Origin of the sequence: Bradyrhizobium sp. NP1, assembly GCF_030378205.1 — a bacterium.
Classification (GTDB): Bacteria; Pseudomonadota; Alphaproteobacteria; order Rhizobiales; family Xanthobacteraceae; genus Bradyrhizobium.
Window position 1 is genome coordinate 656612 of sequence record NZ_CP127385.1, and the last position, 25909, is coordinate 682520.

At 65.8% G+C, this 25909-nt stretch carries 23 protein-coding genes; 14 read left to right on the forward strand and 9 right to left on the reverse strand.

The window, feature by feature from the left end; translation table 11 throughout:
- The first annotated feature begins 79 nt into the window (after positions 1-79).
- From QOU61_RS03100 to QOU61_RS03115, 4 genes are read left to right on the forward strand one after another with little or no spacing between them, the layout of a single operon-like run.
- Positions 80-1255, forward strand: a complete 1176-nt coding sequence (locus tag QOU61_RS03100; RefSeq protein ID WP_289656676.1) for an ABC transporter substrate-binding protein — start codon at positions 80-82, stop codon at positions 1253-1255.
- 55 nt (positions 1256-1310) lie between these two features.
- Complete coding sequence (locus tag QOU61_RS03105; RefSeq protein WP_502876878.1) at positions 1311-2183, forward strand: branched-chain amino acid ABC transporter permease; 873 nt, start codon at positions 1311-1313, stop codon at positions 2181-2183.
- Between the two features lie 4 nt (positions 2184-2187).
- A complete protein-coding gene (locus QOU61_RS03110) occupies positions 2188-4692 on the forward strand; it encodes a branched-chain amino acid ABC transporter ATP-binding protein/permease (RefSeq protein ID WP_289662214.1) in 2505 nt (834 codons plus the stop codon).
- Entirely contained in the window at positions 4689-5960 is a 1272-nt protein-coding gene (locus QOU61_RS03115; RefSeq protein WP_289656677.1) for an amidohydrolase family protein, read from the forward strand. The genes QOU61_RS03110 and QOU61_RS03115 overlap by 4 nt, the downstream gene beginning before the upstream one ends.
- A 34-nt stretch (positions 5961-5994) precedes the next feature.
- Here QOU61_RS03115 and QOU61_RS03120 read toward each other — a convergent pair whose 3' ends face one another.
- On the reverse strand, positions 5995-6552 hold the full coding sequence (locus tag QOU61_RS03120; protein WP_289656678.1) for a DUF488 domain-containing protein: 558 nt from the start codon (positions 6550-6552) through the stop codon (positions 5995-5997).
- A complete protein-coding gene (locus QOU61_RS03125; protein ID WP_289656679.1) occupies positions 6549-7508 on the reverse strand; it encodes a LysR family transcriptional regulator in 960 nt (319 codons plus the stop codon). Before QOU61_RS03125 ends, QOU61_RS03120 begins: the two co-directional genes overlap by 4 nt.
- A gap of 416 nt (positions 7509-7924) precedes the next feature.
- Between QOU61_RS03125 and QOU61_RS03130 the strand changes: the two genes are divergently transcribed.
- The 8 genes from QOU61_RS03130 to QOU61_RS03165 are packed head-to-tail and all read left to right on the forward strand — an operon-like array spanning position 7925 to position 16794.
- Positions 7925-9289: an aromatic ring-hydroxylating dioxygenase subunit alpha gene (locus QOU61_RS03130; protein WP_289656680.1), complete on the forward strand. Its 1365-nt coding sequence runs from the start codon at positions 7925-7927 to the stop codon at positions 9287-9289.
- A gap of 26 nt (positions 9290-9315) precedes the next feature.
- Positions 9316-9930 (forward strand): hypothetical protein, encoded by a 615-nt coding sequence (locus tag QOU61_RS03135; protein WP_289656681.1) that lies wholly within the window; start codon positions 9316-9318, stop codon positions 9928-9930.
- A 15-nt stretch (positions 9931-9945) separates the two neighbouring features.
- Positions 9946-10815, forward strand: coding sequence for a branched-chain amino acid ABC transporter permease (locus tag QOU61_RS03140; protein WP_289656682.1), 870 nt, complete (start codon positions 9946-9948; stop codon positions 10813-10815).
- Positions 10812-11762, forward strand: a complete 951-nt coding sequence (locus QOU61_RS03145) for a branched-chain amino acid ABC transporter permease (RefSeq protein WP_289656683.1) — start codon at positions 10812-10814, stop codon at positions 11760-11762. The genes QOU61_RS03140 and QOU61_RS03145 overlap by 4 nt, the downstream gene beginning before the upstream one ends.
- A complete protein-coding gene (locus tag QOU61_RS03150; protein ID WP_289656684.1) occupies positions 11759-13363 on the forward strand; it encodes an ATP-binding cassette domain-containing protein in 1605 nt (534 codons plus the stop codon). Before QOU61_RS03145 ends, QOU61_RS03150 begins: the two co-directional genes overlap by 4 nt.
- Positions 13364-13382: 19 nt before the next feature.
- Positions 13383-14561 (forward strand): oxamate carbamoyltransferase subunit AllG family protein, encoded by a 1179-nt coding sequence (locus QOU61_RS03155; RefSeq protein WP_289656685.1) that lies wholly within the window; start codon positions 13383-13385, stop codon positions 14559-14561.
- A 24-nt stretch (positions 14562-14585) separates the two neighbouring features.
- A complete protein-coding gene (locus QOU61_RS03160; RefSeq protein ID WP_289656686.1) occupies positions 14586-15725 on the forward strand; it encodes an ABC transporter substrate-binding protein in 1140 nt (379 codons plus the stop codon).
- A gap of 28 nt (positions 15726-15753) precedes the next feature.
- Positions 15754-16794, forward strand: coding sequence for an FAD-binding oxidoreductase (locus QOU61_RS03165; protein ID WP_289656687.1), 1041 nt, complete (start codon positions 15754-15756; stop codon positions 16792-16794).
- Positions 16795-16814: 20 nt separating this feature from the next.
- Here QOU61_RS03165 and QOU61_RS03170 read toward each other — a convergent pair whose 3' ends face one another.
- The 4 genes from QOU61_RS03170 to QOU61_RS03185 form a co-directional block, all read right to left on the reverse strand.
- Positions 16815-17570, reverse strand: a complete 756-nt coding sequence (locus QOU61_RS03170; RefSeq protein ID WP_289656688.1) for a polysaccharide deacetylase family protein — start codon at positions 17568-17570, stop codon at positions 16815-16817.
- A gap of 7 nt (positions 17571-17577) precedes the next feature.
- On the reverse strand, positions 17578-18570 hold the full coding sequence (gene metA, locus QOU61_RS03175; protein ID WP_289656689.1) for a homoserine O-succinyltransferase MetA: 993 nt from the start codon (positions 18568-18570) through the stop codon (positions 17578-17580).
- A gap of 14 nt (positions 18571-18584) precedes the next feature.
- The gene (locus QOU61_RS03180; protein WP_289656690.1) at positions 18585-19889 is read right to left on the reverse strand and encodes an O-acetylhomoserine aminocarboxypropyltransferase/cysteine synthase family protein; all 1305 of its coding nucleotides are present in this window, start codon (positions 19887-19889) and stop codon (positions 18585-18587) included.
- A 169-nt stretch (positions 19890-20058) separates the two neighbouring features.
- The gene (locus tag QOU61_RS03185; RefSeq protein WP_289656691.1) at positions 20059-20994 is read right to left on the reverse strand and encodes an alpha/beta hydrolase; all 936 of its coding nucleotides are present in this window, start codon (positions 20992-20994) and stop codon (positions 20059-20061) included.
- 126 nt (positions 20995-21120) lie between these two features.
- On the opposite strand from QOU61_RS03185, the gene QOU61_RS03190 reads away from it, so the two are divergent.
- Positions 21121-22008 carry a branched-chain amino acid aminotransferase gene (locus QOU61_RS03190; protein ID WP_289656692.1) on the forward strand — a complete coding sequence of 296 codons (888 nt, stop codon included), beginning with the start codon at positions 21121-21123 and terminating at the stop codon, positions 22006-22008.
- A 20-nt stretch (positions 22009-22028) separates the two neighbouring features.
- On the opposite strand, the gene QOU61_RS03195 is transcribed toward QOU61_RS03190, so the two are convergent.
- From QOU61_RS03195 to QOU61_RS03205, 3 genes are read right to left on the reverse strand one after another with little or no spacing between them, the layout of a single operon-like run.
- On the reverse strand, positions 22029-22910 hold the full coding sequence (locus QOU61_RS03195; protein WP_289656693.1) for an acyl-CoA acyltransferase: 882 nt from the start codon (positions 22908-22910) through the stop codon (positions 22029-22031).
- A complete protein-coding gene (locus tag QOU61_RS03200; protein ID WP_289656694.1) occupies positions 22907-23881 on the reverse strand; it encodes an amino acid--[acyl-carrier-protein] ligase in 975 nt (324 codons plus the stop codon). Before QOU61_RS03200 ends, QOU61_RS03195 begins: the two co-directional genes overlap by 4 nt.
- A gap of 43 nt (positions 23882-23924) precedes the next feature.
- Positions 23925-25154, reverse strand: coding sequence for an acyl-CoA dehydrogenase family protein (locus QOU61_RS03205; RefSeq protein WP_289656695.1), 1230 nt, complete (start codon positions 25152-25154; stop codon positions 23925-23927).
- A 356-nt stretch (positions 25155-25510) separates the two neighbouring features.
- On the opposite strand from QOU61_RS03205, the gene QOU61_RS03210 reads away from it, so the two are divergent.
- A complete protein-coding gene (locus QOU61_RS03210; RefSeq protein ID WP_289656696.1) occupies positions 25511-25783 on the forward strand; it encodes a phosphopantetheine-binding protein in 273 nt (90 codons plus the stop codon).
- Positions 25784-25909 lie beyond the last annotated feature (126 nt).

The following is a 25909-nucleotide window of genomic DNA, read 5'->3' on the forward strand; positions in this document are numbered from 1 at the left end:
ATTGAAATAGCGACAATAATTGTTGAGCGTCCTTGGCATGACGCTTGCCAAGGGCTTTTCGTCAACGGAGGAGAACCCAATGGCTGCAAGCATTCGATCCCTGTCGCGGCGCGCGCTTCTGCTCGGCGCTGCCCTTCTCGTTTCCCTGCCGGCTTCGGCCGAGGACACCATCAAGTTCGGACTGGTCGCGGCCATGTCCGGCCAGTCGGCCAAATCGGGCGAGGCCATCGTGCGCGGGCTGTCGCTCGCGATGGACGAGATCAACGCGCAGGGCGGCGTGCTCGGCAAGAAGCTCGAGCTTGTCGTGCGCGACGACGAAAGCAATCCGGCCAAGGGCGTGGTCGCTGCGCGCGAGCTGGTTCAGCGCGAAAAGGTGGCGGCGATGTTCGGCGGCCTCGATACGCCGGTGTCGATGGCGATCGTGCCGTTCGCCAACCAGAACAAGGTGCCGTTCATCGGCGTCTGGGCGGCCGGCACCGCGATCACCCGCAACGGCGCGGCCGACAATTACGTGTTCCGCGTTTCCGCCGTCGACGCGTTGGTCGACAAGGCGCTGGTCGACTACGCGGTGAAGAAATACGCGATCAAGAAGCCCGGCATGATCCTGATCAACAATCCCTGGGGCGAATCGAACGAGGGCGGGCTGAAGGCGGCGCTCGCAGACAAGGGCCTGCCTTTCGCCGGCGTCGAGAAATTCCAGGACGCCGACGTCGATGTCGTCCCGCAGCTCGCCCGCCTGAAGGAGGCGGGCGCCGACGCGCTGTTCCTGGTGGCGAATGTCGCGCCGGCCTCGCAGGTGGTGAAGTCGCTCGACCGCATGGGCTGGAACGTGCCTGTGATTTCGCATTGGGGGCCGGCCGGCGGTCGCTTCACCGAGCTCGCCGGCCCGAGCGCGGCCAAGGTTCATTTCATCCAGACCTTCAGCTTCGCCGGCACGATGTCGCCGAAGGCCGAAGCCGTGTTCGCGGCGCTCAAGAAAAAATATCCTGAAGTGAAGACGCTCGCCGACGTCACGCCCGCGGTCGGCATCGCCAACGCCTACGACGCGATGCACCTGACGGCGCTCGCGGTCGCCAAGGCCGGCTCGACCGACGGCACCAAGGTCCGCGACGGCTTTTTGGCTATCGACCACTATGATGGCCTGATCAAGAGCTATGACAAGCCGTTCTCCGGCGAGAACCATGATGCGCTGTCGGCAGGCGACTATATCTTCACGCATTTCGTCGATGGCGAGATCGTGCCGCTGACCAACTAACCTTGCTTCCGCGGGACGCCATGATCGGTATCCCGCGGACAAGAAGGCAGCCTCGATGTTGTTGTTCTCGGCAATCGTCAGCGGCGTCGCCGTGGGGAGCATGTACGGCCTGATCGCGCTCGGCTATCACGTCACCTACGTCGTCTCCAACACGGTCAATTTCGCACAGGGCTCCTCGGTGATGCTGGGCGCCGTGCTCGCCTATGTGCTGTCGGTCCGGCTCGGCCTGCCGATACCGCTGGCGATCGCGCTGGCGCTTCTGCTCTGCGCTCTGTTCGGCCTCGTCGTCGAGCGGACCCTGGTGCGGCCGTTTGCCGAGCGCGGATCGAACGCCTGGCTGATGGCGACGGTCGCGGGCGGCATCGTCGTCGATAATCTCGCGCTGTTCACCTTCGGCAAGGAGCCGCGCGGCTTTCCCTCGTTCCTCGCGCAGAAGCCGATCGAGATTTGGGGCACCGGGGTCTTCCCGCTGCAGCTTGTGATCCCGGTGGTCGGGCTCGGCATCGCGCTCGCCCTGCAATTCGCGTTTCAGCGCACCGCCCGCGGCAAGGCGCTTCTCGCAGTGGTGCAGAACAAGCGCGCGGCGCAGCTCATGGGCATCAATGTGCGCAGCGCCATCGCCTTTTCCTTCGCCTTCTCGACGGCGTTGGCCGGACTCGCCGGCATTTTGATCGCGCCGCTGTTCAGCGTGCAGTCGGACATGGGCACGCTGTTCGGCATCAAGGCGTTCGCTGCCGCTATCCTCGGCGGCATCGGCTCGGCCTGGGGCGTCATGCTCGCCGGAATCCTGTACGGCCTGATCGAGGCGCTGGTCACTTCCTTTGCCGGCTCGAGCTACACCCAGATCGCAGCCTTTGCGGTCGTCATCGCGGCGCTTGCGATCCGCCCCAACGGCCTGCTCGGCCGCGCCGGAACGAGGAAGGTGTAGCGCGATGCGTGGTCGCCCGCTGCCTTCAATCGAAACCGTCGCGATCGCGGGCCTCGCAGCCGCGGCGATCGCGGTGGCGCTGGTCTCGGAAAGCTATACGCATTTCATCCTCGCGCTGGTCGCGCTGACGGCCGTCGTCGGCGTCGGACTGAACGTGCTGCTCGGCCTGAGCGGCCAGGTTTCACTTGGCCATGTCGGCTTCTACGCCATCGGCGCCTATGTCTCGGCCATCCTGATGACGAAGGGCGTCAGCTTCTGGCTCGCTTTGCCGCTCGCCGGCATCCTGGCCGGCCTGATCGGCGCGCTCTTGGCGATGCCGGCGCTGCGGGTGGCCGGGCCTTATCTGGCGATGATCACCATCGCCTTTGCCTTTATCGTGCAGCACGGCACCATCGAATGGAAATCGCTGACCGGCGGGCAGAACGGCCTGATGAGTTTCGCGCCGCCGACCCTGTTCGGCCGGCCCTTCGCGGAGCGGGAGAATGCAATCCTGGCCGTCCTGCTCGCGGCCGCCTCGCTCTACATGTACCGGTGGCTCGCGGCGAGCGCCTGGGGCCGGGCGATGATCGCGGTGCGCGACAGCGAGACAGCGGCGCGATCGATCGGGCTCAATCCGGTGACGATCAAGACCGCTTCCTTTGCGATCTCGGCACTGCTGGCCGGGCTCGCGGGTGCCGTCTATTCGCCATTGATGATGTTCGTCGCGCCGGATTCCTTTCCATTCTCGCAATCGATCCTGTTCCTGCTCGCTGTCATCGTCGGTGGCGCCGGATCGCTGTTCGGGCCGGTCGTGGGCGCTGCGATCACGGTGCTGCTGCCGGAATTGTTGTCGCAGCTTGCCGAATACCGGCTGCTGTTCGTCGGTGCGCTGCTCCTGACGGTGCTCTGGCTCGCGCCTGAGGGCGTGATCGGCCTGTTCGCCCGCTTGCTGCCGAAATGGCCGGCGAAGGCCGAGGCGGAGCCTCCGCCGGCCGATCTCGAAAAATTCCTCGCTGGCGCCGTTTCATCTGATGACCTGACGGTGACGGGAATCGGCATCGCTTTCGGCGGCGTCAAGGCCGCGACCGATGTCAGCTTCGCGGCCCCTCCACGCCGTATCACCAGCCTGATCGGGCCAAACGGCGCCGGCAAATCGACCGTGCTCAACCTGGTCGGCGGTTTCTACCGGCCCGACACCGGCAGCGTGCGGCGCGGCAGCGTCGAGCTCGCCGGTGCGCCCGCCTGGCGCGTTGCCCGCAACGGCATCGCGCGCACCTACCAGACCACGCAGTTGTTTGGCGCCATGACGGTGCTCGACAATATCCTGATCGCCCTGCGTCGCGGCCGCCTCGGCAATCCCGTCGTCGCGCTCGCAGGGCGCGACGACGAGCGGCTCGCAAGGGCATTGCTGGCCTTCGTCGGCTACCACGGCCGCACCGATGTCGAGGCGCGCCACCTCGCCCATGTCGATCTGAGGCTGGTCGAGATCGCCCGCGCACTGGCGACGCGGCCCGCCGTGCTGCTGCTGGACGAGCCGGCCGCCGGCCTGATGCGATCGGACAAGGACGATCTCGGCCGCCTCCTGAAGAAGATCGCGTCCAGCGGCGTCGCGGTCATCCTGGTCGAGCACGACATGCAACTCGTGATGGACATCTCCGACCACATTGTGGTGCTCGATGCCGGGGTGGTGATCGCATCCGGCGATCCTGCCAGTGTTCGCAACGATCCGCTGGTGCTGAAAGCCTATCTCGGTGCCCGCGACATGCAGCCGCGGCAACGCCAGGCGGAGCGGCACGCGCCGTCCGGCGAGATCGTGCTGTCCTGCCTGAAGCTCACAGCCGGATATGGCGGGGTCCCGGTCCTGCAGGAGTTGTCGCTGGAGGTGCGCGCAGGCGAGATGGTGGCGCTGCTTGGCGCCAACGGCGCCGGCAAGTCGACGACCATGCTGGCGATGAGCGGACTGCTGCGCCCCGTGAATGGCTCGATCATCCTCGACGATGCGCGCATCGACGCTCTACCGGCCTATCTGATCGCGGCACGCGGGCTGGCGCTGGTGCCCGAGGGGCGCCAGCTCTTCAGCGAGCTTTCCGTCATCGACAACATCCTGCTCGGCGCGCATACGCGCTCCGATCCCGGTCTTCGCAGCGAGGCGGAAGCGATCCTGAAGCGGTTTCCGCGGCTGCGCGACCGGATCAACAGCCGGGCCGGTCTGCTCTCCGGCGGTGAGCAGCAGATGGTCGCGATCGCGCGCGGCCTGATGGCGAAGCCGCGCATCCTGCTGCTCGACGAGCCGTCGCTGGGGCTCGCGCCGGCGATGATCGACGAATTGTTCGCGGTCCTTGCCGACCTGCGCGACGAGGGCGTCACCATCCTGCTCGTGGATCAGATGGCGGCGCTGGCGCTCAAGGTCGCCGACCGCGGCTATGTCCTGGAAACCGGCAGGATCGTTCACGGCGATTCGGCCGAGGCGTTGGCGCATGATCCGGCGCTGGAAGCGGCTTATCTCGGCAGGAAGGAAGCGGTGAATTGACGACATCCGGTGATTTCATCCTGCGCAACGCCGTGCTCGCCGGGCGCGGCGGGCACACTTTCGATATTGCGATCCGTGACGGCAGGATCGCCGAGATCGCGGCCACGATCGAATCGGCTGCGCGCGCCGAGGATCTCGGCGGCTCTCTCGTTCTGCCCGGCTTCGTCGACAGCCATATCCATCTCGACAAGTCCTGTATTCTCGACCGCTGCAGGATTTCGCAGGGCACGTTGCAGGAGGCGATCAGCCAGGTTGCTGCCGCCAAGCGCGACTTCACCGAGGAAGATGTCTATGCGCGCGCCGCCCGCACACTGGAGAAAGCGATCCTGCAGGGGACGACAGCCATGCGCACCCATGTCGAGGTCGATGCCCGGATCGGCCTCACTAGCTTCAACGCGATCAGGAAGCTGAAGGCCGACTATGCCTGGGCGATCGATCTCGAACTGTGCGTGTTCCCGCAGGAAGGCCTCATCAACGATCCCGGCACGGAGGAGATGCTGGCTGCCGCCTGCGAGCAGGGCGCCGACCTGATCGGCGGCTGCCCCTACGCCGACAGCGACCGTGCGGGGCATATCGATCGCATCTTCAAGCTCGCCAGGCGCTTCGATCTCGACATCGATTTTCATCTCGATTTCGACCTCGATCCGTCCTGGACCGATATGGCGGAGGTTTGTCGCCAGGCCGACGCGCATCGCTATGGCGGCCGGGTCGCAATCGGCCACGTGACAAAGTTGTCGGCGATGCCGCCCGCCGAGTTCGAAGCCTGGGGCAAGCGTCTCGCCGCGGCCGGCGTCGCGGTCACCGTGCTGCCGTCGACCGACCTGTTCCTGACCGGGCGCGACCACGACCACAACGTCCCGCGCGGCGTCACGCACGCGCACAAGCTCAGTGCCCATGGCGTGACCTGCTCGCTCGCGACTAACAATGTGCTCAATCCGTTTACGCCGTTCGGCGACTGCTCGCTGATCCGTATTGCCAACCTCTACGCCAATGTTGCGCAGCTCGGCGATGCGCCCTCGCTCTGCTCCTGCCTCGACATGGTGACGAGCGGTCCGGCAAAGCTGATGAACGTCGCGCACTATGGCCTCGATGTCGGCAACCCCGCCGACCTTGTCGTGATAGACTGCCGGGAGGCGGCATCGGCGGTCGCCGAGATCGTTGCGCCGATGTCGGCCTACAAACGCGGCCGGCTCAGCTTCACCCGCGCGCGGCCAACGCTCAACCGGCCGGGCCTGGGCGCGCGGCCGCCTCTCCTGCGCTCGACCTGACGGACGCTTCGCGCCGGACGGCACAGCAAGGGGACTACAGATCGAGCCGGAGCTGAGCACGAACGGCGGGATAGACGATCGCGCCGTTGTCGTCCGGCCGGGCAAAGGGCGTGAGCCTTCCATCCTCGCGCCTGCTTGCGTCGACCAGATGCACGACCGGATGCCCCTGCGCGATCAGATAGTCGGCGATGATCTGCCGGTGGCAGTCGCTCCACATTTTTTCGGCGCACATCACCGCTGTCCGCGGCTCGAGCACGCGATGCAAACGGTCGAGCGCCGCCTGAAAGGCGCTCGTCATCGCATAGTCGGCGTAGTTGCGCAAAAATCCCACCGGCCAGCCGTCATTGGGACTTGAGGCTTGCGCCTCCGTGTTGTCGCGATAACCACCGAGCTCGGGGAAATGGTGATAGGCGACGCCGATCGCGTTGAGCCCATCGCGCAGCGCGCCGATGTTGAACTGCGGATGCCGCCGCGAGGCGGGGAAGCGGCGCACGTCGATCAACAGGCGAATGTCGGCCGAGCGCAGCACGTCGATGAATTCGGCAAGCGACCGGTTGGAGTGTCCGATCGTGAAGACGGGCTCGCGCGTCATGACGCCGAAATCTGCAGCCTGTTCACGGCGGCGCTGACGGACTGGAACAGCTCGTCGACCAGCCGCGGCGCGCGGAACCGATAGAGCCGCGCCAGCACCAGGTTCTGCGGCCGGTCGAGATCGGCGAGCGGCCGCGAGATCAGCCGACCGTGGCCTTCGACGTGGTAGGGCGGCACGAAGTTGAGCAGCGCATAGCCAAAGCCGTTGGCGACGAGGCTGCGTACCATCTCGAACGACGCGGTGCGATAGGCAATCGTCGGGCTCAGGCCCCTGGCGCCGAACAGCGACAGGAAATAGTCACGCGTCCGCGGCTGGTCGAGCAGCACCATGGGTTCACCGACGAGATCGGCGAGCGAGCAGGTCTGGCTCTCGGCCAGCCGATGGCCGGCCGGCAGCACCACCTGCACCGGCATCGGACGCAGCGGTGTCACCTGCAGCGTGGTCGGAATGTCGTAGTCATAGATGATGATGAGATCGAAGCCGCCGCCATGCAGCGCGTCCAGCAGCGCTTCGTGCTTGTCCTCGCGCCAGCGCAGCTGAATCTCGGGATGGTTGTCGGCGAGCTCCTTCAGCAGCACCGGCAGAAGGTAGGGGGCGATGGTGGCGAGGCAGCCGATATTGAGCCGGCCGGCCGCCTTGGTGGCGCCGCGCTGCGCGATCGATTCGATCTCGCGCGCGTGCAGAAGGATGTTGCGCGCGTGCGCCGCGAGGTCCTGTCCGGCTGCGGTCAGCACCAGCCCGCGCGCGTGGCGGCGGATGAAGAGCTGAATCTGCAAAAACTCCTCCACCTGCGCGATGGCGGTGGAAATGGAGGCGGAGGACACGTTGAGGGTTTCGGCGGCGCGCAGCACGCTTTCATGGTTCGCGGTTGCAAGGAAATAGGTGAGCTGCCGCAGCGTGAGTTTCGGTACGGTCTCGCCGACTTCCAGCTTGTCCTGATATTTGTCGGCGCTCACAGACCCTCCCTCTTCAGTTCGCTCTGTTCTGCCCGCACCAATGCGGCACTGCAACGTGGATTGCTCATCATTGGTGCAAGGGCCTGCGGCTCCTTTCGGCATTCCGGTCAAACACCAGTGTCCCGGTTCTGACATTCGTATCATGTTGCGGCGAGCTCGCTTACGAATGTCAGAACCAAAGGGACACTAGCAAAATCAAGGCTTTCTAGTGTGGTTTGGATTTGACATTCGCTTTGATCGCCCGCCGAAATACTGAAGCGAATGTCAAATCCACCACACTAGGCGGTTTGGAAAAACCTAATCCGCTTGGCAAGTAATTATAATTGGCAGAACCAGGGCCCGACGCAATAGTCGCTCTGCCCAGGAATTCAAAGCCTGTGTGCGGCGCATCGACGCCGCCGGGCAGGGAGTGAGCGATGGTTGCGCAAAAGCAGTTTTTGACGACGGCCTATGGCGGCTATCTCCAGCAGGAGGTTCCGAGCGAAAACATCGAGCTGACCCATGTCGAGAAGGGCTCTCCGGCGGGCGAGCTGCTGCGCCGCTATTGGCAGCCGATCGCGCTCACCTCCGAGCTTGGCGAAGTCCCGCTCGGCTTCCGGATGTTCGGCGAGGACCTCGTCGTGTTCCGCACCACCAGCGGCGAATACGGCATCCTCGATCGCCACTGCAGCCATCGCGGCACCTCGCTCGAATTCGGCCTGCCGACCGAGAACGGCCTGCGCTGCTGCTACCATGGCTGGCTGTTCGGCGTGGACGGCCGCGTGTTGGAAACCCCCGGCGATCCGCCCGGCAGCGCCCTGAAGGACCGCCTGTTCCACGGTGCCTATCCGGCCCGCGAATACAAGGGCCTGATCTTCGGCTATTTCGGTCCGCCCGCGAGCATCCCCGAATTCCCGCTCTACGACAGCTACGAATATCCCGGCGACAAGCTCGTCCCCTATTGCATCACCTATCCCTGCAACTGGCTGCAGGTGCAGGAAAACGTCATGGACCCCGCACATGCGGTGTTCCTGCACACCCGCGTCACCTTTTCCCACTTCTCCGACACCTGGGGTGAGCTCCCGGTGATGGATTTCGTGGAGACGCCGACCGGCATGATCTATGTCACGACGCGGCGCTGGAAGGACAAGGTCTGGGTCCGCTCCAACGACATCCTGCTGCCCAACCTCGCGCAGGTCGGGCATATCTGGGAGGACGGCCAGGACGCCAAGCCGTTCGCCCGGGTCGGCATCACGCGATGGACCACGCCGATCGACAACACAACCTGCAAGGTGATCGGCTGGCGGCATTTCCATCCCGAGGTCAACCCGCGCGGCATCGGCAAGGAGGAAGAGTGCGGCGTCGAGAAGGTCGACTTCTACGGCCAGGGCGTCGGCAAGTCGTTCGAGGAGCGCCAGCGCCTGCCCGGCGACTATGATGCGATCGTCTCGCAGCGCTCGATTGCGCGCCACAGCCTGGAGCATCTCACCTATTGCGACAAGGGCGTGGTCATGCTGCGCCGCCTGCTGCGCCGCGACATCCGGAAGATTGCGGCCGGCGAGGAGGTGCCCACCTCGACGCTGAGATCGGGCGGGCTGATCCCGACCTATTGCCATGACACCGTGCTCTCGGTCCCGCAGATCGCGGGAATCGATGACCTCGAGCTGCAGGAAGAGATCGGCCGCCGCGTCACCGAGATCATTCTCGAGGGCGACCACCACACCTCCGACGATCGCGTCGCGGCGGTCCGCAACCTGCTTCTCGAATATGAGCAGTCGGTCGTCGCGCAGGCGGCGGCGTAACTCAACATCAACATCGCGAGGCAAGCGTGACGAGCAAGAGTCCCATCCACCCGGGCAAGGTCGACTGGACCGGCGAGAATCCCGGCATCTACCTGAAGAACGAGCAGGACGGCCCCTGGACCGGGCTGATGTGCTTCTTCCGCATCTTCTATTCGCCGCACGGCATGGGCACCGGCATCGTCGTGCTGGACAAGCCAGGCGTCGAGCAGGGCTATCCTTCGGTCGCCAATTTCTGCATCAGCGACAACGAGAAGCTGGCGCGTTTCCTGGTCGACGAGTTCTTCTCGAAATTCGCCTCCTTCCGCGTCTCGCCCGGCATTCGTGCGCTCACCCATCTGCCGTTGACCGAGGCGCGGCGCGAGGGCTCGACGCTGTCGACCTATTCCGAGATCGTGCGCGCCAAGGATCTCGAAGTGGTCGCCACCTGGAAGAAGCTCGGCGAACCCTACGCGGTCGACATGCCGCCGGAGAACGGCCCGACCAAGCTGCACGAGATGTACAGCCTGTTCCTCGACGCCGCCGACGGCTCGGTCACGATCAACGGCCGGCCGCTCGAGGGCAAGGTGGTGCAGCGCGATTTCGCCGGCACGCGGAAGAGCACGGCCTTCCTGGCCTTCTCCGAGTCGTGGATGAGAGCCTGATCAGCGAGAGGCCAGATGTCCGACGCCCTGCAATTCCTTATCAGTGGACTGGTGGTCGGCAGCATTTATGGCCTGATCGGCGTCGGCTTCACCTGCATCTATAACGTCACCGGCATCGTCAATTTCGCACAGGGCGATTTCGCGATGGTCGGCGCGATGAGCGCGATCGCGCTCCAGAGCGCCGGCGCGCCGCTGTGGCTCGCGATCATCCTCGCGATCCTGATCACCTGTGTGGTCGCAGCCGTGATCGAGCGCGGCGCTGTGCAGCCCGTGCGCGGCGACGTGATGCGCGGCATCATCGTCACCATCGGCGTCGGCGTCGTGTTGCAGGGGCTCGCCGCCATCATCTGGGGAACAGACGCGCAGCCGTTGCCGGCTTTCTCGGGCGAGAAGCTGATCCGCTTCTTCGGTGCGACGCTGGTGCCGCAGTCGCTCTGGGTGCTGGGCACGGCCGTCGTCGCCATGGTCGCGCTCGACCTGCTGTTTCGGCGCACGTATCTCGGCCAGATGTTCCGCGCCTGTGCGATGAATCCGTTCGCCGCGCGCCTCGTCGGCATGAAGGTCGAGACCATGAGCCTGGTCGGCTTCCTGATGTCGGGCGCGCTCGGCGCGATTGCCGGCATCGTGGTGGCGCCTATTGCGCTGACGCAATACGACACCGGGCTGCAGCTCGGCATCAAGGGGTTCGTCGCCTGCATCGTCGGCGGCTTCGGCGGCCCGGTGGGTGCCGCGGCGGGCGGCCTCGTGCTCGGTATCCTCGAAGCCTTCGCGACCGGCTATGTCTCCTCCGGCTACAAGAACGCGATCGCCTTCACGCTCTTGCTCGGCTTCCTCTTGTTCCGGCCCGGCGGCCTGCTCGGCGAATATGAACGGGTGCGCGGATGAAGCATTGGCGCATCCTCGCGCTTGTCGTCGTGCTCGCGCTCTGCCTGCTGACAAGGAGCAGCTATCTCGCGAACCTCCTGATCGTGATCGCCTTGCAGGCGATGCCGGCGATCGGGCTTGCGCTGATCGCGGGCTATACGGGGCAGATCTCGCTCGGCCACGCCGCCTTCTATGGGCTTGGTGCCTATGGCGCGGCGCTGATCGGCAAGTGGTTCGGCGTTCCCGCCTGGCTGGACGTGATCCTGGCCACCGCCATCGTCGCCGCGCTCGGCTGGGCGATCGGCTGGCTGGTGTTCCGCCTCAAAGGCCACTACCTCGCGATGGCGACGCTCGCCTTCGGCATCATCGTGCAGGTCGGCCTCGTCGAGCTGCACGACGTCACCGGCGGGCCGAACGGGCTCACCGGCATCGCGCCGCTCGCGCTGTTCGGCCGCGCGCTGGATAGCGATTTCGCCTTCCTGCCGGCGGTCTGGGTCGTCACCATCGCGCTCATCATCGCTTCGGAGAACATGATCGCTTCCCCGACGGGGCTGGCGATGCGCGCGATTGCCGAGAGCGAGAATGTGGCGCGCTCGGTCGGCAACGACGTGCAGTCAGTCAAGCGCATGGTCATGATGATGAGCGGGCTCTGCTGCGCGCTCGGCGGCGGGCTGTACGCGCATTATGTCGGCTATCTCAGCCCGGGCCCGTTCGACGTCGGTTTCTCGGTGCGGCTGCTGCTGATGGTCGCGGTCGGCGGTTTCGCCGACGTGTGGGGCGTGCTGTTCGGTGTCGCCTTCATCACCCTGCTCGGCGAGGTCCTCAAGCCACTCGGCGCCTATGATGTCGTCGCCTACGGCGTGCTGCTCGTGGTCAGCGTGGTCTATTTCCCGCGCGGCCTCCTGCGCGGGCTGACCGATCTCGCCAGCCGCGGCCTTGGACGGCTCAGGGAAGGACGCGCCGGATGACCACGCCCCTGCTGTCGGTCGACGGCGTATCCGTGAGTTTTGGCGCGTTCCGCGCGCTGACCGATGTCAGCTTCAGCCTCCAGGCGAACGAGCTGGTGGCGCTGATCGGCCCCAACGGCGCCGGCAAGACGACACTGCTCAACGTCCTCGCCGGCAATATCACCCCGCGCAGCGGCAGCGTGCGCTTCGGGGGCGAGGACATCACCGGCGCTCCGCCGCATCGCATCGTTGCGCGCGGACTGGCGCGGACGTTCCAGGCCGCCGAGCCGTTCCAGCGCCTGACGGTACGCGAAAACGTCATGGTCGGCGGCGTGGCCGACCATCCCGTCAGCCTGTTCTCCTCGCTGCTCGGGCGCGGGCGCGCACTGCTCGAGGACGGCGCGCTCCGCCGCGAGGCCGATGCGCATCTGGCGACCGTTGGCCTGCTCGAACTCGCCGACCAGCCGGCCGCGATCCTCACTGCCGGCCAGCGCCGGCTGCTCTCCATCGCGCGGATCCTGGCCTCGGGCACCGAACTATTGGTGCTCGACGAGCCCGGCGCCGGTCTCAACGACAATGAGAAGCGCGCGCTCGGCGACATCATCCTGCAGCTCTCGGACGCCGGCAAGACCATCCTCTTCATCGACCATGACATGCCGCTGGTGAGCCGCATCGCGCGCCGCATCATGGTGCTGGATCAGGGCCGCCTGATCGCCAATGGCGAGCCGGCTGCCGTCCGCTCCGACCCCCGCGTGCTGGAAGCCTATCTCGGCCAGCGCCATGTGACGCCGGTGCGGGTTGCGACGGCAAGCCCGCGCGTGCGCACCCCACTGCTGCAGATCTCCGAGCTCAGCGTCAATTATGGCGGGCTCACCGCACTCGACCGCGTCTCGCTCGACGTCGGCGAGGGAGAGATCGTGACGCTGGTCGGCGCCAATGGCGCCGGCAAGAGCAGCCTGCTGCGCGCGATCGCCGGCGTCGAGGCCTCGCGCGCCGGCGGCATGATCTTTGCCGGCAAGGATATGCGCGGCGTGTCCGCGGATCGCGCGGTCGCCGGCGGCATCAGCCTCGTGCCGGAGGGCCGCGCGCTGTTCTCCTCGCTCACGGTGCTGGAAAATCTCGCGGCCGGGCGCTACGCGCGGCGGCGTGCCGAGGGCTTTCGCCATGTCATCTGGCGCAGCAAGGCGGAACGCGAGCGGTTCGAGGAGCGGCTTGCGTTCGTCTACCGGCTCTTTCCGGTGCTGAAGGAACGCGCGCATCAGCTCGCAGGCACGCTGAGCGGCGGGCAGGGCCAGATGCTCGCGGTCGGCCGCGCGCTGATGGGGGATCCGCGCCTTCTGATGCTCGACGAGCCGTCGCTCGGCCTTGCGCCGCAGGTGCTGACCGAGATCCTGCGTTGCGTCGAGACGCTGCGCGACCAGGGCCTGACCATCCTCCTGGTCGAGCAGAACGTCACCGCCGCGCTGTCGATCGCCGATCGTGGCTATGTGCTTGCTCAGGGCCGCGTGGTGACGCAGGGCACGGGGCGCGCGCTGCTCGACGACAACAGCATCACCGAAGCCTATCTCGGCTCGGATGATGCGGCCTGCGCGCCGGCAAGCCCGCGTCTTGCGGTGATGTGAGGGGAATGCCGTGACTTCCATGACCAGCCTCAGCGAGCATCCCGTAAAGACCGAGCTGCATCCGGCAGACCGGAAGGCCTTGCAGCGCATGCATGCGGTGCGGCCGGTGTGGCGCGGCGTGACGCTTGCGCGCGACGTGATCGCCTTTCCGGAGCGCGCGATCCTGCATGCCGGGCCGCCGGTCCGTGCCGGCGCGATCGTGCAGCCGCTGGCCAACAGTGCCATCATGGCGATCCTTTACGAGGGTTGGGCGGCGGACGCGGAGACCGCCGCGGCGATGCTCGACCGAGGCGAGGTGCGGCTTCTGCCGGCGCAGGACCACCGCGCCATGGTGTCGCTCGCCGCCGTGCTGTCGCCGAACATGGCCGCGCAGATCGTCGCCGATGCGAACAACCCGGACAACACGGTGTTCGCGCCGCTGAACGGCGGCATGACCGCGGCGCAGCGGCTCGGCCTCTCGGGCCGGCATATCCTGTCGCATCTGCGCTGGATCAACGGCAATCTCGCCGCGACCCTGGAAATCATCGTCGATCACGATATCCCGCTGATCGAGATCGCCGATGCGGCGCTGGTCGAGGGCGACGACTGCCATTCCCGCACGGCGGACGCCACGCGCCGGCTGATCCAGCTCATTGCCCCGCGGCTCGGCGGCGACACGCCGGAGCGGCGCTTCCTCGACAAGGCGTCGGGCTTCTTCCTCAATCTCTGGATGGCCGCGGTGAAATGCATCGCCGCGGCCGGCGAGGGTGAGGCAAGCAGCCTCGTCACCGCGCTCGGCGGCAACGGCGTCGACGTCGGAGTGAAGCTTGGCGGCAGCGCCGGCCGCTGGTTCGTCGCGACCGCTGCGCCGCCGTCGGGCAGCTTGCAGCCGGGCTATGGCGACAACGACAGGCTGGGTGCGATCGGCGACAGCGCGCTGGTCGACGCCATGGGCTTTGGCGCGATGACCGCGGTCTCGCTGCCCGGCGGCGCCGAAGCATCCGAGCTGCCGGCGGGCCTGCTGCCGCTGGCACATCCCGCGTTCCCGCGAACCAGGATTCACGTGGGCATGCCGGCGCGCGGCGTCGTCGCGCTCGGGGCAGCGCCCAGCGTCGTGCTCGGCATTCTCGATCGCCATGGCAAGGCCGGGCGCATCGGCGGCGGCATCTACCATCCGCCGCTCAGCCTGTTCGCCACCGCCACCGCAGCACTGAACTGACTTCAACCGAGGAGAGGGCCGACCATGAGTATCAGGACCATATTGGCGCCGCTGTTGTTCGCAGCCACGCTGTCGGCAGCACAGGCGCAAGAGACGATCAAGATCGGCGGTCTCCTCGAGACGTCGGGACCGATCGCCTCGCTCGGTCAGCCTGGCCTCGACGGCGCGATGCTCGCGGTCGAGCAGATCAACGCCAAGGGCGGCATCGGTGGGCGCAAGCTCGAGCTGATCAACCTCAACACCGAGGGCGACAACACCAAGACGGTGACCGCCGCCAAGCGTCTCCTGGAGCAGAACGACGTGGTCGCGCTGGTCGGGCCGATGAACTCCGGTTCGTCCTATGCCGTCATCGATACCGTGCAGCGCGCCTCCACCGCGATAATCTCGAACGGCGGCTCGCGCGGCATCGTGCTGCCGCCGCAGGACAAGAAATGGATATTTCTCGCGCCGCTCACCGACGTGCTGGTGCAGAGCGTGATGATGAACGACATGAAGCGGCGCGGCGTCAAGAACGTCGCGCTGCTGAACGCCGATTCCCCGTTCGGCACCAGCGGCCGCGAGCAGCTCGAGAAGAACGCGGCGTCCTTTGGGCTCACCATCGTCGCCCAGCAGGCCTATGGCAATGACGACAAGGACATGACGCCGCAATTGACCAAGATCCGCAGCGCCAATCCGGACGCCGTGATCGTCTGGGCGACCGGCCCCGGCCAGGCGATCGCGGTCAAGAACTACCGGCAGCTCGGCATCTCCGCGCCGCTCTATTTGTCGCATGCCGCCAACGACTTCAATTTCCTGCGGCTGGCCGGCGGGTCCGCCGATGACATCCTGATTCCGTCCTCGAAGATCTATGTGATCGATTCGCTGAAGGACTCCGATCCGCAGAAGCAGGCGCTGTCGTCCTTCGTGCGCGACTATCAGGCGAAATACGGCAAGCCGCCGGCGACCTTTGCGGGCAACGCCTATGACGCCGTGAACATGATCGCCGAGGCGATCAAGAAAGCCGGTCCTGATCGCGCCAAGATCCGCGACGCCATCGAGGGCCTGAAGGATCATGTCGGCGTCACCGCGGTCTATTCCTACGCGCCGGACGATCATTTCGGCGCCAAAGCCGACAGCGTGGTGCTCTTGACCGTGAAGGACGGAAAATTCGCCCTGGCCCAGTGAGGGCCTGCGCGAAGAGCGGAGCGGAACGATGCCCAAGATCGACCTGACATTTGCGGACGGCGATCGCGTCCGCATCGAGGCGAAGAGCGGGGAGACGATCCTCAAGGCCGCGCGCCGCGCCGGCATCCAGCTTTCTTCCGACTGCGAGGTGGGCGATTGCCAGACCTGCCGCGCGACCTGCCTTGCCGGCGAAATCGAGTATGACGAGCTGGCCACGATTTCGCTGACGCAGGCCGAGGTCGATGGCGGCGAAATCCTGCCCTGCGTGGCGATGGCCGCCGGTGATCTCGCGGTCCGTCTGCCTTACGAGCGCAGCCGGCTCATCGCGGCAAAGCGGTTCTCCATCAAGGTCGAGGAGATCAGGCGCCTCAGCGCATCGGTCGTGGGGCTCATCGGCCGCATGGTCGGCCCGGTGCCGCTGAAATTCCTTCCCGGTCAGTATGCCAATCTGCAGGTGCCGGGCACCACGGAATGGCGTTCCTACTCGATGGCGAACGCCCCAGGTGACGCAAGGCTGCTCGAATTCCACGTCCGGCTGCTCGATGACGGCGTGATGTCGCGCTATCTCGCGGAACGGGCGGTACCTGGCGACACGATCCAGTGCGTCGGCCCGCAGGGCTCCTTTTACCTGCGCGGTGGCATGCGCCGCATGCTGATGGTCGCGGGCGGTACCGGCATCGCGCCGATGGCGTCGATGCTGCGCCAGATGATAGCTGCACGCGAGCCGCGGCCGGTGACGTTATGCTTCGGCGTCACCGAGGCAACCGACCTGTTTCTGGTTGAGGAATTGAAGCAGATGGCGAGCTCGTTCCCGCAATTCGATCTGCGGATTGCGGTGGCGAAGGGGGTGTCGAACCCCGGTGTCCACACCGGTTTTGTCACCGATCTGATCGGGGCCGAAAGCCTTGCAGACGCCGACGTCTATCTCTGCGGGCCGCCTGCCATGACGGACCGGGCGCGCGAGATTGCGACCGGGCTTGGCGCGGTGCCGGCGGCGATCTTCTCCGAACGCTTCCTGCCGAGCGCGCGCAGCGATGCCCCGGCCAGGGCCGAGGCATTCAGCGGATAAGGAAGTGTGGACGAGCGTCGCTAGGCGTCGGCGTACTTCAGCGCCGTGGCGACGCTGACGATCGGCATGTTTCGCCGCGCCGCTGCTTCCAGCGCCCGGCGCAGGAGCTGGGGCGTGCATCCGTACGGGCTCGGCTGCTCCGTGACGTCGTGGCTATAGAAGATCAGCCAGCCGCCGGAAGCCAGCGCCTCGTCGAACACCCGCTCGACCCCTTGCGCGTCGAGATGCGGCTCGATCAGCGGGGTGGCGCGCAGGAAATGCAGGTCGATGTGGCCCGCATTGACGCCGGGGATGATGCCGCGCGAGGAGCGGAACATGCGCTTGAGCTGGCCTTTGCGGAACACCGAGCCGACGCCGTAAGGATAGGCGAAGTTCTCGATCTCGATCGAGGGATCGAGCGTGTGCAGATAGCGCCGGTTGGTCTCGGCTTCCTCGGCGAGCGCGGCGGCGTCGAGATCGACGGCCGGTCGGTGCGAGAAGGTGTGGCAGGCGATTTCGTGCCCGCAGCGATGCAGCGCGACGATGCCGTCAGGCGTGACGCCGTCCCAGTGTCCCGACCAGCGATTCACCAGGCCGCCGGAGACGTAGAACGTGCCGCGACCGCCGAATTCCTCCAGCATCGGCGCGCCGACACTGGCGGCGCTCTGGGGAATGTCGTCGAAGGTGAAGCTGACCATCGGCCGCCCGGCCGGCCAGCGGTGCGTCACGGCGCGCAGGTGGCGGGCGAGCCGGTTGTTGACACGTGTCGTGAAGGCGGACCACATCGCTGACGTCACCCCGGTTTCAGCGTGCCGGCATCGCGACAGCGGTGCGTTGCGCGAGATGATCGAGCCAGTTCGCGAAGATCACGGATGCCGTCGAGCCCGCGCCGATATCGGCGCGAAGCGTCAAGCCCGGCAGTTCCGCCGCAAGCATCGGATCGCGATCCTTGCGCGCGCGCGTCTCGAAATGCGCAAGCACCGCTTCCGTGGCGTCGTCGAAATAGCAGGTGGGAATCGCCGGATAGGTCTCGCGCTCGCCGGCGAGAAAGCGTGCGACGTCGCGCATGTATTCACGCTGCAGCGACAGCGCGTCATATTCCGGATGGCCCTGGAAGAAGACGAAACGGCTCTGCCATTGCTTCACGAAGATATCGACGCCGGCCTCGCCCGAGCGCGTCAGCACGCGATAGCCGCGTGCCGCAAGCTCGCTTTCGCGCAGGCCATTGAAGCGCGAATGCGAAACCTTCGCCGGCGAGGCAAGCCCGCTGGTCAGCCAGTCGCGCTCCACCCTGGCGCAGTCATAGACGCCTGAGCATTTCGCTCCGAGCGGATGGCGCTCGATGCCGTCGAGATGCAGCACGGCGGCATGCGCGGCGAGGCAGGACCAGATGGTGGATCGCGTGTGGGTCTTGGCCCAGTCGACGATCCCGGTCAGCTCGCGCCAGAATGGCTCTTCCGGCAACGTCGCAGCGTTCGGCTCGGCGCCGGTGACGATCAGGCCATCCAGGGGCAGGCGATCGAGGTCGGCGATGTCGCAATAGTCGTCGTCGATATGGGATTGCGCGGCTTTCGACCGCCGGACCGAAGGCAGCGAGAAGCAACGGAAGCGGACCGCGGTGCCGCCGGCGGCGGCCTGCAGCAGCCGCATGAACTGGCGCTCGGTCGCCTTCAGCGCGCTGTCGGGCATGTTGTTGATCAGCCCGATCGTGAGCTCGGTGGCGCGTGCGGACTCCTCCTGGCCCGGCACCAGCGCCGGGCTTGCGATCCGCTTCTGCTTGTCGAACAGCAGCGTCATGTCGGGCTGTCCGGTTACTCGGCGGCCTGCAGGCGCCGTTGCGACGGGCAGGCCTTGGCCAGCGCCTGGTCGATGTCCTCGATGATGTCGTCGGCGTGCTCGATGCCGATCGACAGGCGAATGGTCTCGGGCATCACGCCGGCCTTGCGCTGCTCCTCAGGCGACATCTGGCGATGCGTGGTCGAGGCGGGATGGCAGGCGAGCGATTTCGCGTCGCCGATATTGACAAGCCGCGTGATCAGCTTGAGCTCGTCGTAGAAGGTCTTGCCGGCTTCCATGCCGCCCTTGATGCCGAAGGTGAACAGCGAGGAGGCGCGGCCGTCGAGATATTTCTGCACCAGCGCGTAATAAGGACTGTTGGTAAAGCCGGCATAGTTGACCCAGGCGACCCGCGGATCGCTGCGCAGGAAGTCGGCGACCTTGCGCGCGTTCTCGACATGCCGCTCGACGCGAAGCGCCACGGTCTCGATGCCCTGCAGCAGCAGGAAGGCGTTGAATGGCGACAACACCGCGCCCATGGTACGCGCATAGACGCTGCGCGCGCGCTGGATGAAGGCGCTGTTGCCGAAATGCTCGGTGTAGACGAGGCCGTGATAGGATTCATCGGGTTTGCTGAAGGTCGGGAAACGTTCGGCGTGCTTCGCCCACGGGAAGCGGCCGCTGTCGACGAGCGCGCCGCCGAGTGTCGTGCCGTGGCCGCCGAGGAATTTGGTCAGGGAGTGGACGGCGATGTCGGCGCCGTAGTCGAACGGCTTGAGCAGGATCGGGGTCGCGACCGTGTTGTCGACGACGAGCGGCACGCCGTGCTTGTGCGCGACCTTCGCGAGCGCCTCGATGTCGCAGACGTTGCCGGCGGGATTGCCGATGGTTTCCGCGAACACCGCCTTGGTGTTCTCGTCGATCAGCCGCTCGATTGCGTCCGCGCTGTCGTTCTCGGCAAAGCGCCCGGCGATGCCCTGGCGCGGCAGAACGTGTGCGAGCAGGGTATGCGTCGTGCCGTAAAGCTGCGGCACCGAGACGATGTTGCCGCCGGTATCGGCAAGATTGACGAAGGCGAAATGCAGCGCCGCCTGGCCGGTGCCGACGGCGAGCGCGCCGACGCCGCCTTCCAGCTCGCTGATGCGCTTCTCCAGCACCGCGGTGGTCGGGTTGGCGATCCGGCTGTAACGGAAGCCTTCGGTTTCAAGATTGAAGAGCGCCGCGCCATGGTCGGCGCTGTCGAAGGCATAGGCGACGGTCTGATAGATCGGAACGGCGACGGATTTGGTCGTGGGATCGGGTTCGTAGCCGGCGTGAATAGCGATCGTTTCGTTGCGCATCGGCGACCTCCACGGTGGCGGCAGCATCTTCTTTTGATGCTTTTCTTCGCCGCTGCCTTGTTAGAGGCGGCCCTTAAAGCGAGCAATAATTCGCGCAAAGATTGACGAAATAACCCTAATGGATCGCGCCTGATTAGCCAAAATTTGAATCAGTATGTTTAAGGCGCTTTCATCGCTCCGCGATGCGCCTGACCTGCTCGCCGATCTGCATCAGGACGAGCTTCGCCTGTGGCAGGATCGCGCCCATGGCGTGGAAATTGTGAACCATCCCGTCGTGGCAGGTGTGTTCGACGATGACTCCAGCGGCGAGCAGCTTGCTCGCATAGGCGTTGCCCTCGTCGCGGACGGGGTCGAACTCGGCGGTATGGATGATCGCGGCGGGCAGGCCTTTGACCCTGCTGGCGCGCAGCGGCGAGATCCTTGCATCCGCCGGATCAGTTCCTTCCGGCAGGTAATCGGCGAGGTCGGCTTCCAGCGTCGCCTGGTCGATCAGGGGGTCCTCGGCGAAGGCCTCGCGCGAGGGCGAGGTTTCCTCGAAATCGAGCACCGGGCAGATCAGGCATTGCGCCAGGATGTCAGGCGCGGCGTTGTCGAGCGCATATTGGCAAACCACGGCGGCGAGCGTAGCTCCGGCGGAATCGCCGCCCACGATCAGCCGCGCCGCATCGATGCCGAGGGAGGCCGCATTCTTGGCAACGAATTCGGTCGCGGCGATCGCGTCCTCGATCGCCGCAGGAAACTTGTGCTCGGGTGCGAGCCGATATTCGACCGAAACCAGCCGGCAGCCGGTCGCTTCCGCCAGCGCGGCCGCGACGCGGTCATGCGTCTCGATGCTGCCGGCGACCATGCCGCCACCGTGAAAGAACACGAAGCCCGGCGCGGTTTCGCCTTCGTCCACGGCCGGCGCGTAGAGCCGGTAGGCGATCGGGCCGCCGGGGCCGGGCAGCGTGCCGTCGGTGGCTGCCACATTGGCCTCGGTCCGGGCAAATTGCATCAGTTTCGCGAGCGATTGACGGCGCTCTTCGATGGTCGGCCGGATGCGCGATGGCGGTGCGGCCGCGGCCATCATGGTCAAAAGGCGCTTGGCGAGGGGATCGAGCGGCATGATCTTGGTCTATCAATTGTAAACGCCACACTACCCCCAATTCCTGCCGAAAGGAATTCCTAGGAAATTGGGACAATAGTTGCCCCACATACGGCAATTTCGCCGGCGCCGCCCGCGGACGACATCATGGCCACAATCGCAAAGCCCGTCAGCTATTCGCAAAGCTGGACCTTTTTTGAAGGTGAATGGCACGAGGGCAATGTGCCCATCATGGGTCCGCGGACGCATGCGGCCTGGCTCGGCTCGGTGGTTTTCGACGGCGCGCGCGCCTTCGAAGGTGCAGCACCCGATCTCGATCGGCATTGCGAACGGGTCAACTGGTCGGCAACGAATTTCAGGCTGAAGCCGATGGTCGATACCGACACCTGGATCGGGCTCGCCCGCGAGGGCATCGCGCGCTTCAAGCCGAACGCCGAGCTTTACATCCGTCCGATGTATTGGGCGCAGAACGGCTCGGGCGGCGGGGTGCTGTTCGACCCCGAGACCACCAACTGGTGCCTGTGCGTCTACGAGGCGCCGATGCCGCAGCCGACCGGGAATGCGATCACGCTGTCGCCGTTCCGCCGGCCGACGATGGAATGCGCGCCGGTCGATGCCAAGGCGGCGTGCCTCTATCCGAACAATTCGCGCGCGCTGATCGAAGCGGCTTCGCGCGGCTTCAACAACTGCCTGATGCTGGACATGCTCGGAAATGTCGCCGAGTTCGGCAATGCCAACGTCTTCATGGCCAAAGACGGCGTGGTCCATACGCCGGCGCCGAACGGGACCTTTCTCAACGGCATCACGCGCCAGCGCGTAATCAGCCTGTTGCGCGGCGACGGCGTCACCGTGGTCGAGAAGGCGCTGACTTACGCAGATTTCCTCGCCGCCGACGAGATCTTCTCCACCGGCAATTTCGCCAAGGTCGCGCCCGTCATCCGCATCGACGATCGGCAGCTCCAGCCCGGGTCGTTCTACACAAGGGCGCGCAAGCTCTACTGGGATTTTGCGCACGCGAGAAAGCTCGCGGCGTAATCGATCGCGCCCGGCGCGAATTACGGCCCGTACAGCACGAGCTCCGTGTCGGCGAGATCGCCGAGGCGTGGGCGATGCGGTCCCCTGAAATATTTCCGGCCGCGCTTTTCGGTGTAGAGGCCGACGAGACCGGGCACCCTGCCGTTCGAATCCACGAGCACCGAGACCTTGCCGCGGCGAAGCAGCAGGCGGCCGATCGCGCCGGCGCAGGCAACGAATTCGCTCATGTCACGGCAATAGACCAGCTGCATCGCCGGTGGCGCGATCCAGCCGCGGCGGATGCGCATCGCGAGCAGCACGAACGGAAAAGCGCGCCCGTCCCCTGTCCGGCACACCAGGCTGAGGCAGCCGTAGCGCGCATGTCGCACCAGCAATGCCGCTTCGTCGTCGGCGAGGTCCTCGATGCTGCGGGTGTCGGCCGAAACGATCTCCACCGTCATTCGGTGACGGCGCGCGAAAAGCGGGACCGAAAAGAACAGTCCCCTGCAATAGGCGGAAAATCCCTGCGTCTCGATGATCGGCCAGGTCCAGGTCGCCGGGCTGATGTTGAAATAGGTGACGTGCTTGTGCCGCTGCGCGATCTTGGTCAGCATCGGTGCGTAGTTGCGGAACGCCGGCTCGACATACCAGCTCGAGAGGTTGCAGCGGATCGCGGTCTCGCCGCTATGCGCTTGCGCGGTATAGAGCAGCAGCAGCACGCCGATCGGCATGCCCTCGCTCTCCAGCATGTAGCCGAAACGCGGATAGCCGTCCGGCACGTCGCGGACGGCTTGGCGGCGCAAACCGGCCGTCCAGTAGTCGCGCGGGCGGCCGAAGAAGCCGCGCGTCAAGAGATCCGCGATGCCCTCAAGGTCGGATTCGCGGATTTCGCGGCATCGCGTCTTGAGTGGGAGCGCGTTCACCGCCAGCCTTCGATGTGAGCGTCGGCGCTCGCATGCACGGCAAGGCCGAGCATCTCGCGCACCTTGATAGGCCATTTCGCAGGCTCGGTGCCGTGGGTCGCGAACATCGCCACCGCCAGGCGGTCCATGCCGAAGGCGACGCAGCCGGTATGGGCCGGCTCGCCGTGAGCATCGGTGATGCCCCAGGTGGTGCCGAAATGGTCGCGATGATAGTTGAAGCTCATGCACGCGGTGGGCTGCTCTTCCGATCGCAGCGGCACCAGCAGCTCGAACTTGAGCGACTGCTGCTTCTGGCTCACCGCCTTCATCTGGCCGACGCGGCCGAAGAAGGGATCGCTCGCCTGGTCGACCTTGAATGTCAGGCCGAGGTCGCGCGCGATCGCCTGCGCACGCGCCATCCAGCGCTCGCGGAAGGTGGAGACGTCGTCGGGGCTGCCGATGCAGACATATTCGCGCATCCGGAACGACTGCAGGCGGTCGAGATGGCGCGAGGGCTCGCGGCGGAAGCAGTCGGCTGCGACGTCGAAGCGCAGGCCGCCAGCCGGCAACGGGCCGCGGCTCGCTGCGATCGGGTAGACCGGATAACAGGCGGCGGGTGAGAGCACGAGGTCGGCGGGCGACAGCGACGTGGTCCAGTCGCCGCCGGCGTCAAAACGCGCGACCGCCGAGTGGATCTCGCGCTCGGTGCCGTGCAGGCCGCAGACGCAGCCAAGCAGGTTGGGGAAGCTCTTGAGGTAGCCGGACTTCTCGAGCTGCGCTCGGCTCATCACCGGCGGGAAGCGCATCACCTCGGTCCCGGCTTCGCGATGCCGCGTGATCAGCGCCGCGAGCCGCTCGACCACGTCTTCATACAGCGCGGTACGGGCGTAGACGCCGTCGCTGCCCATCCGGTGGAACAGGATGTCGGCGAGATGATCCAGCGGATCGGCGGGCGCGAGCTCGGGCGATTCGGTGCGGATGACGACGTTCATGTCTGGCCTTCCCATTTCTTGCTGATTTTCTTCAGTCTTGTTGTCAGTCGCGCAGGCTCGCGGGCACGCCACTCATCAGCGTCGCGGTCGCGATATTGGCGAGGATGCGGTCGTTGTTGATCATCAGCGGCGCCGAGAGCGCGTCGCGCAGGTGACGGCCGACGCTGAAATCGCCGTCATTGCGATAGCCCGAAAGGCCGCAGGCGCGCATCGCATGCATCACGGTCTCGACGGCGAGCTCGGACGCCTCGACCTTGAGGAGGTTGATCGAGGACTGGAAATCGAGCGCGGCGAGCGCGCGCTCGTCATATTCGCGCGACGCATAGTTATCCATGTTCGCGGTGATCGTGGCGCGCAGTTTCGCAAGCGACATCTTCGCCGCGGTGAAGTGCGCAGCGCCCGGCGGCATCTGTCCACCGGCGCCACGTGCCGCTTTCCGGATGAAGAGCTGCGCGCGCTCGACCGCGGCGGCCGCAATGCCGGCCCACACCGACGCCCAGCACAGATGCGCGACCGGCGTCATGGTCTGGGCGTGGATCTTGTCATAGCTTTCCGGGAACACGCGCTCGGCCGGCGCTTTCGCCTTCAATTCAAAGCCGGCGCTGCAGGTGCCGCGCATGCCGAGCGTCTCCCAGCCCTGCGAGCGAACGAGCGTGTAGTCTTCCTTGGTGAGCGCGACCAGCACCTGGTCGGAGGCGGCGGCGTCGTTGGCGCGGCGGGCGATGGTGAGGATGCCGTCGGCTTCCGCGCCGTAGGAGATCACGGTAGCGTTGCGGTTGAGCGAGATCTCGCCGTCATCGCGTTCGACCGCGGCGGCGCTGGAGCGGACATTGCCGCCGTTCTGGCCTTCGGTGGTGGAGGAAGCGAGCAGCATCTGCTCGGCCGCCACGCGCCGCATCAGCGCCTCGTGCCAGCGGCTGCCGGTGCCGTGGCGCACCAGGCAGGCGACCTTGGTCTGATGCATGGCGAAGATCATCGCGGCCGAGGAACAGGCGCGCCCCATTGCGTAGCAGACCTCGGTGACGTCGAAGATCGATGCGCCGAAGCCGCCGAACTCGACCGGGATCTGCATGCCGAGCAGCTTCTGCTCGCGCGCCGCATCGATCGCAGCTTTCGGAAAACGCGCCAGGCGATCGACCTCTTCGGCTTCAGCGGCCGCAGCGGTCGCGACCGCCGTCGTGCGCTTCAGGAAGGCGGCGCCCCGGTCGAGCAGCAATCGTTCTGAGTTTTCCCGCGTTGCTTGATCGCGAAGGCTGGCTTCCTGGACGTTCATGGCTAACGACCTCCGGTTCGCGGATGTAGCGAAGCGGCGGGGAGTGACCCCGATGCCACCTCGGTCATCCATCAGTTCGGTTTAGGTCAAAGGGTAGGGATTTGATTCAAATGCGTCGATGAAATTCAGGGTAAACAGGTCCGCTTTCAAAATGAACGGTTAACCCAACCTTCCCCGATACCCCGGGATTTCTCCGCGCGTGTTAGCGTTAAAGACCGAACGCGCGCCTGGACGAACGCCGGTCACTGTTTTTAAAAGCTTCGCCCGCTATAACGACGCGCCTTGCAGCGATCGATTCAGTCGTATCACCGTTGTCAGGTGAGATGCCGGTGCGAACGCAGGAAGGGTAAAGAGAGATGCAGGTCGTTGACGTCGACGTTCGAGATCGCATCCTTGTCCTCGTCAAGGCGATCCTTGAGCAGAACGCCATCGTCGCCGACGTTGCGCCGGACTCGCGGCTTGTCGATGTCGGGCTCACGTCGATGGACATGGTCAGCCTGATGCTCGGCGTCGAAGCCGAGTTCGACCTCACCATTCCGCAGGATCAGATCACGCCGGAGAATTTCCAGTCGATCGAGACGCTGGAGCGGCTGATCGCAAGCCAGGTGCAGCCGGTCGGCGCCGCGTGACCGAAGGCGCTCTCTCCGGTTCCAAATCGCCCGCAAAAATGCGATAGCTCTCTCCACGAGTGGAGCGGATTTGACGTTCGCTACCCGTTTGCCACGATTCCATCATGCGAACGTCAAATCCAAAGC

Coding starts and splice junctions, on each gene's coding strand:
- QOU61_RS03100 (WP_289656676.1), top strand. CDS start 80: ATGGCTGCAAGCATTCGATCCCTGTCGCGGCGCGCGCTTCTGCTCGGC.
- QOU61_RS03140 (WP_289656682.1), top strand. CDS start 9,946: ATGTCCGACGCCCTGCAATTCCTTATCAGTGGACTGGTGGTCGGCAGC.
- metA (WP_289656689.1), bottom strand. CDS start 18,570: ATGACGCTGCTGTTCGACAAGCAGAAGCGGATCGCAAGCCCGGCGCTG.
- QOU61_RS03165 (WP_289656687.1), top strand. CDS start 15,754: ATGCCCAAGATCGACCTGACATTTGCGGACGGCGATCGCGTCCGCATC.
- QOU61_RS03190 (WP_289656692.1), top strand. CDS start 21,121: ATGGCCACAATCGCAAAGCCCGTCAGCTATTCGCAAAGCTGGACCTTT.
- QOU61_RS03210 (WP_289656696.1), top strand. CDS start 25,511: ATGCAGGTCGTTGACGTCGACGTTCGAGATCGCATCCTTGTCCTCGTC.
- QOU61_RS03145 (WP_289656683.1), top strand. CDS start 10,812: ATGAAGCATTGGCGCATCCTCGCGCTTGTCGTCGTGCTCGCGCTCTGC.
- QOU61_RS03205 (WP_289656695.1), bottom strand. CDS start 25,154: ATGAACGTCCAGGAAGCCAGCCTTCGCGATCAAGCAACGCGGGAAAAC.
- QOU61_RS03155 (WP_289656685.1), top strand. CDS start 13,383: ATGACCAGCCTCAGCGAGCATCCCGTAAAGACCGAGCTGCATCCGGCA.
- QOU61_RS03150 (WP_289656684.1), top strand. CDS start 11,759: ATGACCACGCCCCTGCTGTCGGTCGACGGCGTATCCGTGAGTTTTGGC.
- QOU61_RS03160 (WP_289656686.1), top strand. CDS start 14,586: ATGAGTATCAGGACCATATTGGCGCCGCTGTTGTTCGCAGCCACGCTG.
- QOU61_RS03120 (WP_289656678.1), bottom strand. CDS start 6,552: ATGACGCGCGAGCCCGTCTTCACGATCGGACACTCCAACCGGTCGCTT.
- QOU61_RS03110 (WP_289662214.1), top strand. CDS start 2,188: ATGCGTGGTCGCCCGCTGCCTTCAATCGAAACCGTCGCGATCGCGGGC.
- QOU61_RS03200 (WP_289656694.1), bottom strand. CDS start 23,881: ATGAACGTCGTCATCCGCACCGAATCGCCCGAGCTCGCGCCCGCCGAT.
- QOU61_RS03105 (WP_502876878.1), top strand. CDS start 1,311: ATGTTGTTGTTCTCGGCAATCGTCAGCGGCGTCGCCGTGGGGAGCATG.
- QOU61_RS03130 (WP_289656680.1), top strand. CDS start 7,925: ATGGTTGCGCAAAAGCAGTTTTTGACGACGGCCTATGGCGGCTATCTC.
- QOU61_RS03180 (WP_289656690.1), bottom strand. CDS start 19,889: ATGCGCAACGAAACGATCGCTATTCACGCCGGCTACGAACCCGATCCC.
- QOU61_RS03185 (WP_289656691.1), bottom strand. CDS start 20,994: ATGCCGCTCGATCCCCTCGCCAAGCGCCTTTTGACCATGATGGCCGCG.